The organism is Psychrobacter sp. CoH-33_TS_01 (assembly GCF_058189395.1).
Genome location: NZ_JBVGQI010000109.1, coordinates 1 through 230, shown reverse-complemented (window position 1 = coordinate 230; position 230 = coordinate 1). Strand labels below are relative to the sequence as shown.

At 71.3% G+C, this 230-nt stretch carries 1 pseudogene; it reads left to right on the top strand.

Annotated elements, in window-relative coordinates:
* Positions 1–230, top strand: a pseudogene (locus ACZ2XM_RS15720) (alpha/beta hydrolase); the annotation flags it as partial.

Genomic DNA, 230 nt, shown 5'->3' with positions numbered 1-230 from the left:
ACCGCGAAGGCGCCGCTGACCTGGAGCGACCCGTCCGCCGGGCAAGTCTCGCTCGCGCTGATCCGCCAGCAGGCGAAGGGCAGCAAGCAGGGCTCGCTGCTGGTCAACCCGGGCGGCCCCGGCGGCTCCGGCTACGACTTCGTCAAGGACTCCGTCGGCTTCGCGACCGACAAGACGCTGCAGAGCCACTTCGACGTGGTCGGCTTCGACCCTCGCGGGGTCGGCCACTC